This is a genomic window from uncultured Phenylobacterium sp. (genome assembly GCF_902826855.1).
Classification (GTDB): Bacteria; Pseudomonadota; Alphaproteobacteria; order Caulobacterales; family Caulobacteraceae; genus Phenylobacterium.
In genome coordinates this window covers 1-6,468 of sequence record NZ_CADEGK010000234.1, presented here as the reverse complement: position 1 = coordinate 6,468, position 6,468 = coordinate 1, and the positions used below count along the sequence as shown (strand labels likewise).

At 69.5% G+C, this 6,468-nt stretch carries 5 protein-coding genes; 3 read left to right on the top strand and 2 right to left on the bottom strand.

Annotated features, from left to right (window positions below; genetic code table 11):
• Positions 1–189: 189 nt before the first annotated feature.
• A complete protein-coding gene (locus QZV94_RS21880) occupies positions 190–438 on the top strand; it encodes a hypothetical protein (protein WP_293681923.1) in 249 nt (82 codons plus the stop codon).
• Here the strand turns inward: QZV94_RS21880 and pyk are convergent.
• Positions 435–1,862 carry a pyruvate kinase gene (gene pyk / locus QZV94_RS21875; RefSeq protein ID WP_293681920.1) on the bottom strand — a complete coding sequence of 476 codons (1,428 nt, stop codon included), beginning with the start codon at positions 1,860–1,862 and terminating at the stop codon, positions 435–437. The two genes, QZV94_RS21880 and pyk, sit on opposite strands and share 4 nt — an antisense overlap.
• A gap of 232 nt (positions 1,863–2,094) precedes the next feature.
• Here pyk and QZV94_RS21870 point away from each other — a divergent pair, with 232 nt between their 5' ends.
• Positions 2,095–3,900 (top strand): transglycosylase domain-containing protein, encoded by a 1,806-nt coding sequence (locus tag QZV94_RS21870; protein WP_293681917.1) that lies wholly within the window; start codon positions 2,095–2,097, stop codon positions 3,898–3,900.
• Positions 3,901–3,902: 2 nt separating this feature from the next.
• Here the strand turns inward: QZV94_RS21870 and QZV94_RS21865 are convergent, their stop codons facing one another.
• The gene (locus QZV94_RS21865; protein ID WP_293681914.1) at positions 3,903–4,493 is read right to left on the bottom strand and encodes a TetR/AcrR family transcriptional regulator; all 591 of its coding nucleotides are present in this window, start codon (positions 4,491–4,493) and stop codon (positions 3,903–3,905) included.
• A gap of 124 nt (positions 4,494–4,617) precedes the next feature.
• Between QZV94_RS21865 and QZV94_RS21860 the strand changes: the two genes are divergently transcribed.
• The coding region (locus tag QZV94_RS21860; protein ID WP_293681911.1) for a redoxin domain-containing protein at positions 4,618–6,468 on the top strand (1,851 nt) is incomplete at its 3' end.

Genomic DNA, 6,468 nt, shown 5'->3' with positions numbered 1-6,468 from the left:
GGTAGCTCGTCAGGCTCATAACCTGAAGGTCACAGGTTCAAATCCTGTCCCCGCACCCAAAGCCCACCACAAACGCCTCCTTCGGGAGGCTTTTTTGTTGTCCAGCGCCCTTCTTCATTGGCCGCTCGGGCGATCGCCTTGGCCATCACGGGCGATTGACGAGCCCGCTCATTGGACGAGGATGCACGGATGGCGCGCCTTCCGCCTCGCGACGTCCGTCGTCCGCCGCCACCACGCTGGCGGCGCCCCCTGGCCTTGCTGATCCTCGGCGCCGGCCTCGCGCTGCTGACGTTGGTGATGGCGGCGGATATCGGCGGCACGCCGCGCCTTGAGGCCCTGGCGTTCCGCCTGGGGCTGGCCACCGCGCCCCTCCTGCAGGCGTTCGGAATTGCGCTGTCGCTGACCGGCGGCTGGATGCTCTGGCGTCGCGACCGCTAGGTGACCTGCGCCACGCGCAGGGAATTGGTGCCGCCTGACCGGCCGAAGGGCACCCCGGCGATCACCACGATCTCGTCGCGCCGCTTGGCGAAGCCGCTCTTCAGAGCAAGCGCCGCGGCCTGGGCGACCGTCTCGGTCATGGTGTGGGTCACCTCGGAGGTGAGCGCGTGCACGCCCCAGACGAGGGCCAGCCGCCGCGCGGTTTCCATGCTGGGCGTCAGGCCCAGGATCGGTACGTCCGGCCGCTCGCGGGCGATGCGCATCGCTGTCGCGCCCGAGAGCGAGAAGGCGGCGATGGCCTTGGCGTCGATGATCCCGGCAACCTGGCCGGCGGCGGCGCAGATGGCGTCGGCGGAGGACTTCTCGGGGTTCGGCCGCTGGGTGCGGCGGGTGGCGCGGGCTTCGTCGTCCTCCTCAGTGCGGGCGATGATGCGGTCCATCATCCGCACGGTCTCCACGGGATATTTGCCCGTGGCGCTCTCGGCCGAAAGCATCACAGCGTCGGCTCCGTCGAACACCGCGGTGGCCACGTCGGAGGCCTCGGCGCGGGTGGGCGTCGGGTTCTCGATCATGCTCTCCATCATCTGCGTCGCGACGACCACGGGGCGGCCGTGGCGATGGGCGGCCCGGATCAGGCGCTTCTGGATCAGCGGCACCTCTTCGGCGGGCATCTCCACGCCCAAGTCGCCGCGGGCCACCATGATCGCGTCGGACAGGCGCATGACCTCGTCGATGGACTGCAGAGCGCCCGGCTTCTCGATCTTCGACAGGATGAAGGCGCGGTCGCCGACCAACTCGCGGGCCTCGGCCACATCCTCGGGCCGCTGCACGAAGGACAGGCCGATGTAGTCGCAGCCGTGCTCGAGCGCGAAGGTCAGGTCCGAGCGATCCTTGGTGGTGAGCGCCGGAATCGGCAGCACCAGGCCGGGCAGGTTGACGCCCTTGTGGTCGGAGAGGCGGCCGCCGACGATGACGCGGGTCTCCAGGTATTCCGCGGTCTGGCGGGTCACCTCCAGGCGCACCTTGCCGTCGTCCAGCAGCAGCACCGAGCCGGGCCCCGCTGCGGCCATGATCTCCGGATGCGGCAGTTGCACGCGGCCTGAGTCGCCGGGCGTCGCCTGCAGGTCGAGTCGCAGGGTGCGGCCCCACTGCAGCACGACGCTGCCGCCGGCGAAGCGGCCCACACGCAACTTGGGGCCCTGCAGGTCGGCCAGGATGCCGATGGGCCGGCCGGTGCGCCGCTCCACGCGCCGTATCCGCTCGACCACGGCGGCGTGGTCTTCCTGGGTCCCGTGGCTGAAGTTGAGACGGAAGACGTCGGCGCCCGTGCGGAACAGCTCCTCCAGCCGCTCGAGGCTGGAGGAGGCCGGGCCGATGGTGGCGACGATCTTCACCCGCCGGCGACGCCGGATGCCTTCTGCCACGCGGGCGATCTCCCTCAATTCGTGCCCCGAATCCGGGGCGGCCCTAAGGTGACCTCCCGGACGGGGGGCAGCAAGCGGCGGTTATGCGACAGGGTCGCGGGGCTGTGCAGGCCCTGTGCAGGAGCCGTCCGGCCTCCGCGCAGCGGTCTCGGATTACCGCGAATTATCTTGGCGCAGGCGGCGACGCGGGAGAGATAGGCGCCAGGGACGCCGCCCCTCGGGGAGTATATTTGTGAGCGCCATCGTCGCCGCCCTGGCGTTGTCCGCCCAGGCGCCGGAACTGCCGCGGCTTCCGCCCATCCAGCGCGAACCGCAGGTCACCTATCTCGACCGCAAAGGCGCCGTCATCGGCGTGCGGGGCGGGCGGTTCGCACCGGCGCTGGACGTGGCGCGCCTGCCCAAGCATGTGCCCGGCGCGGTCGTCGCCATCGAGGACCGGCGCTTCTACGAGCACACCGGCTTCGACCCGCGCGGCGTGGCGAGCGCGATCGTGGGCACGCTGTCGGGTGAGCGCATGCGCGGCGCTTCGACCATCACCCAGCAGACCGCGCGCCTGTTGTTCCTGAACCAGGACCGCACACTTGAGCGCAAGGCGATGGAGCTGGCCTACGCCGTGCAGCTGGAGCGCAGCTACACCAAGTCCCAGATCCTGGGCCTGTACATGAGCCGCGCCTACTACGGCGCCGGCGCCTACGGATATGAGGCGGCAGCCCAGCGGTATTTCAACAAGCCGCCGGCGAGGCTCTCCATCAAGGAAGCCGCGATGCTGGCGGGGGTGCTGAAATCGCCCACCAACTACAACCCCATCGAACAGCCCGAGCGTTGCCTGGAACGCGCCAACCTGGTGCTGGACGTGATGGCCGAGACCGGGGTCATCACCGCCGCCCAGCGCGACAAGGCCAAGGCCCAGAGGCCCCGGGTCTGGAAGACGGCGGCGAGCGCCCCGTCGCAATACTTCGTCGACTGGGTGGACGGTCAGGTCCGCCAGATGGTCCCGAAGCTCAGCCGCGATCTAGTGGTCGAGACGACCCTGGATCAGGCGCTGGAGCAGGCGGCCGGCGCCGCCGCGCGCAGCGTGGTCGCAGCGCACAAGGCCCAGGCCGCCGACCAGGCTGCGATCGTCGCTGTCGATGGCGTGGGACGCGTGCAGGTGATGATCGGCGGCGCGGACTATGCGAGCGCGCCCTACAACCGCGCGGCCCTGGCCCGCCGCCAGGCGGGCTCGGCGTGGAAGCCGTTCGTCTACCTGACGGCGCTGGAACAGGGGATGGTCCCCGACAGCCCGGTCACGGACGAGCCGGTGACCATCAACGGCTGGACGCCGAGCAACTACGAGACCGGCGTGTTCCTCGGTCCCATCACCCTGGAGACCGCGCTCGCCAAGTCGGTGAACACCGTGGCCGCGCGGTTGGCCGACGAGGTGGGCCGCCCGGCGGTGGCCGCCACGGCGCGGCGGGTGGGCATCGTCTCGGCGGTGAACACCGATCCGGCCATGGCGCTGGGAACCACCCTGGTGACGCCGCTGGAGATGACCGCGGCCTATGCGGCGTTTGCCAACGGCGGCAATCGCGTCACCCCTTACGGCATCGAGCGGATCCGTTCGGGCGGGCAGGTGATCTACCAGAAGCGCAGCCCCGCCCCGGTCCCGGCGATCGCCAACCCGGCGCTCAGCGACCTGAACCGGATGCTGCGCACCGTCATGGTCGCCGGCACGGGCGCCCGGGCGGCGGCGCCTGGGTACGACCTGGCCGGCAAGACCGGGACCACGTCGGACTACAAGGACGCCTGGTTCTGCGGCTACACGGGCGGCTTCGCCAGCTGCGCCTGGATGGGCCGCGACGACGCCAAGCCGATGGCCAGGCTGTCGGGCGCCACCGCGCCGGCGCAGATGTGGCGGTCCTTCATGAGTACGGCGCTGAAACGCATCCCGACCCGGGCGATCCCCCCGGGACCGCCGGCGCCGGTCGTCGCCCCGCCCATCGCCCCGCCGCCCGAGGTCGTCGCCCAGGCGCCGACCGGTGCGCCACCGCCCGACTGAGCTCACGCCGCGCCGTCGTCCAAGCCGCCCGGCGGCCGGAGGCCGATGGCGCCCACGGGCGTCAGGACGGCGCGCTCGATGATCTCGGCCATGGTCTCGGCGTCGACGTGGTCGCGGTTGTGCAGCCACCAGGCGAGCAGGTTGAGGATCGACGAGGTCAGGTGGAACAGCAGCAGGTCGTCCAGCGGTCCTCGCGGCGCCGCGCCCCGGACCCGGCCCAGCGTTTCCAGCGTCTGGCGCAGCATGCCGGCGCGGACGGTCTCGCCCGCCCCGCCGGCGATCAGCGCCTGGTGAATCGCCAGCCGGCTCTCGACGAAGGCGCAGAGCGAGCGGGCCGCGCCGCGTCGGTCCTTCCGATGAAGCAGCGGCTGCACCTGGGCCAGGAAGTCGCCGGTCAACACATCGGCGACGTCGGCCAGCAGCGCTTCCTTGTCGGTGTAGTGGCGGAAGAAAGTGGCGTAGCCGACGTCGGCGCGGGCGGCGATGGCGCGCACGGTGATGGCGTCCAGCGGCTGCTCGGACGCCAGGTCGATCATAGCCTGCCGCAGCGCGTTGCGCGTGCGGACCACCCGAGCATCCAAAGCAATTGACATCGAGCGGTGAGACTCCGTTATGATCCATTGTATATCGTAACTGCTTCACAAGAGCGTCAAGCGCCGAAGCCTATAGACCGAAGGCGTCAAGCAAGCGCCGGGAAGCATCCGCGGAAGGAAACCGATGACCATCTCGACGAGCATCTGGCGTACTGGGCTGGCAGCCCTGGCCGCAATGGTCATCGGCGTGCAGGGCGCGGCCGCCGCTGCGCCGCCGGTGCTGACGGCGCAGCACGTGGACGACTTCCGCCTGTCCGACCAGAACTACCTGGCCCGCCAACTGACCCGCATGCAGGACGCCAAGGCGGTCGTACTGATCAGCTACGCCGCCGGCGACGCCCAGATCCGCGCCGATGCGCCCGCCTACGCCGCGCTGAAGGCCAAGTACGCCAAGCAGGGCGTCGACTTCCTGATGCTGAACTCGCGGCTCGGCGAGACCCGCGCAAAGGTCGCGCCGGACGCCAAGGCCAACGGCATCGATATGCCGATCCTGTTCGACTACCAGCAGCTGATCGGCGAACAGCTCAATGTGACGCGCACGGCCGACGTGCTGGTGATCGATCCCCGCAGTTGGACGATCGTCTATCGCGGGCCGGTCGCGGGCGGGGCCGAGGCGGCCATCGCGGGCCTGGTCGCCGGCCAGAAGGTCGCCTTCAAGGGGCTACCGGCCACCGGCGGCGTCATCGCATTTCCGGCCAAGTCCAAGGGCGGCTACGAGAAGATCACCTACACGCGCGACATCGCGCCGATCATCGAGAAGAAGTGCGCGACCTGCCACCAGCCCAATGCCATCGGCCCGATGCCGCTCACCAGCTACGAGCAGGTGAAGGGCTTCTCGCCGATGATCCGCGAGGTCATTCGCACCAACCGCATGCCGCCGTACCTGGCCGACCAGGCTGTCGGCCACTTCATGGACGACGACCGGCTGACGCCGGAGCAGATCAAGACGATGGTCCACTGGGTCGAGGGCGGCGCGCAGCGCGGCTCGGGCCCCGATCCGCTGATCAAGGCGAAGTGGGGCGCGCCGGATTGGCCGCTGGGCAAGCCTGACGTCATCGTCGAGATTCCCGAGGCCAAGATCCCCGCCACCGGCGTGATGGACTACCAGAAGCCTGTCGTTCCCAGCGTGATCAGCGAAGGTCGCTGGATGAAGGCCACCACCTTCCGGGTCACCGACCGCCAGGTGGTGCACCACATCCTGACCGGCGTGGTCGCCGGCGACTACAAGGACGGCGACACGGCCTCCGAGGGCATGTGGGGCGCCTCGCTGGGCGGCTACGGTCCGGGTCGCGGCTCCAACATCTCGCCCAAGGACACAGGCGCCTGGGTGCCGCCTTCGGGCGGGATCGCCTTCCAGAACCACTACACGCCGTACGGCAAGGAGACGGTCGAGAAGACCCAGATGGGGATCTACTTCTACCCGAAGGGCCAGGAGCCGAAGTACGTGCTGCGCACCTTCGGCATATTCGACTTCACCATCGCCATCCCGCCGGGCGAGGAATACCACCCCGAGGTTGCTTCGGTGACCTTCCCGAAGGACGCAGTCCTCTACGGCATCACGCCCCACGCCCACACCCGCGGCGGTTCGGTGAATGTCTCTGTCCGCCACCCCGACGGCAGCGAGGACATGCTGATCGCCCTGCCGAAGTACGACTTCCTCTGGCAGTACGAGTACTTCCTGGCCGAGCCGTACAAGATCCCGGCCGGGTCCACGGTCGTGGCGCGCTGGACCTACGACAACTCCAAGCGCAATCCGCAGAACCCGGACCCGAAGCGCCTGGTGAACTGGGGTGAGCAGACGGCCGACGAGATGCTGGCCACCTACCTGCATTACCGCTGGGTGGACGAGACCGTCGCCAAGCAGACGCCCGAGTACGAGACCATGCTGCAGGGCAACCTGATGCTGGGCGTCATGGACGACAGCCTCGACGGCAAGCTGCAGAAGGCCGAGCTGCGGGGCAAGTTGGGGGAGACG

What these genes read in the sequence shown, in the direction of transcription:
- QZV94_RS21880 (WP_293681923.1), top strand. Translation starts at nt 190, where the DNA reads ATGGCGCGCCTTCCGCCTCGCGACGTCCGTCGTCCGCCGCCACCACGC.
- QZV94_RS21865 (WP_293681914.1), bottom strand. Translation starts at nt 4,493, where the DNA reads ATGTCAATTGCTTTGGATGCTCGGGTGGTCCGCACGCGCAACGCGCTG.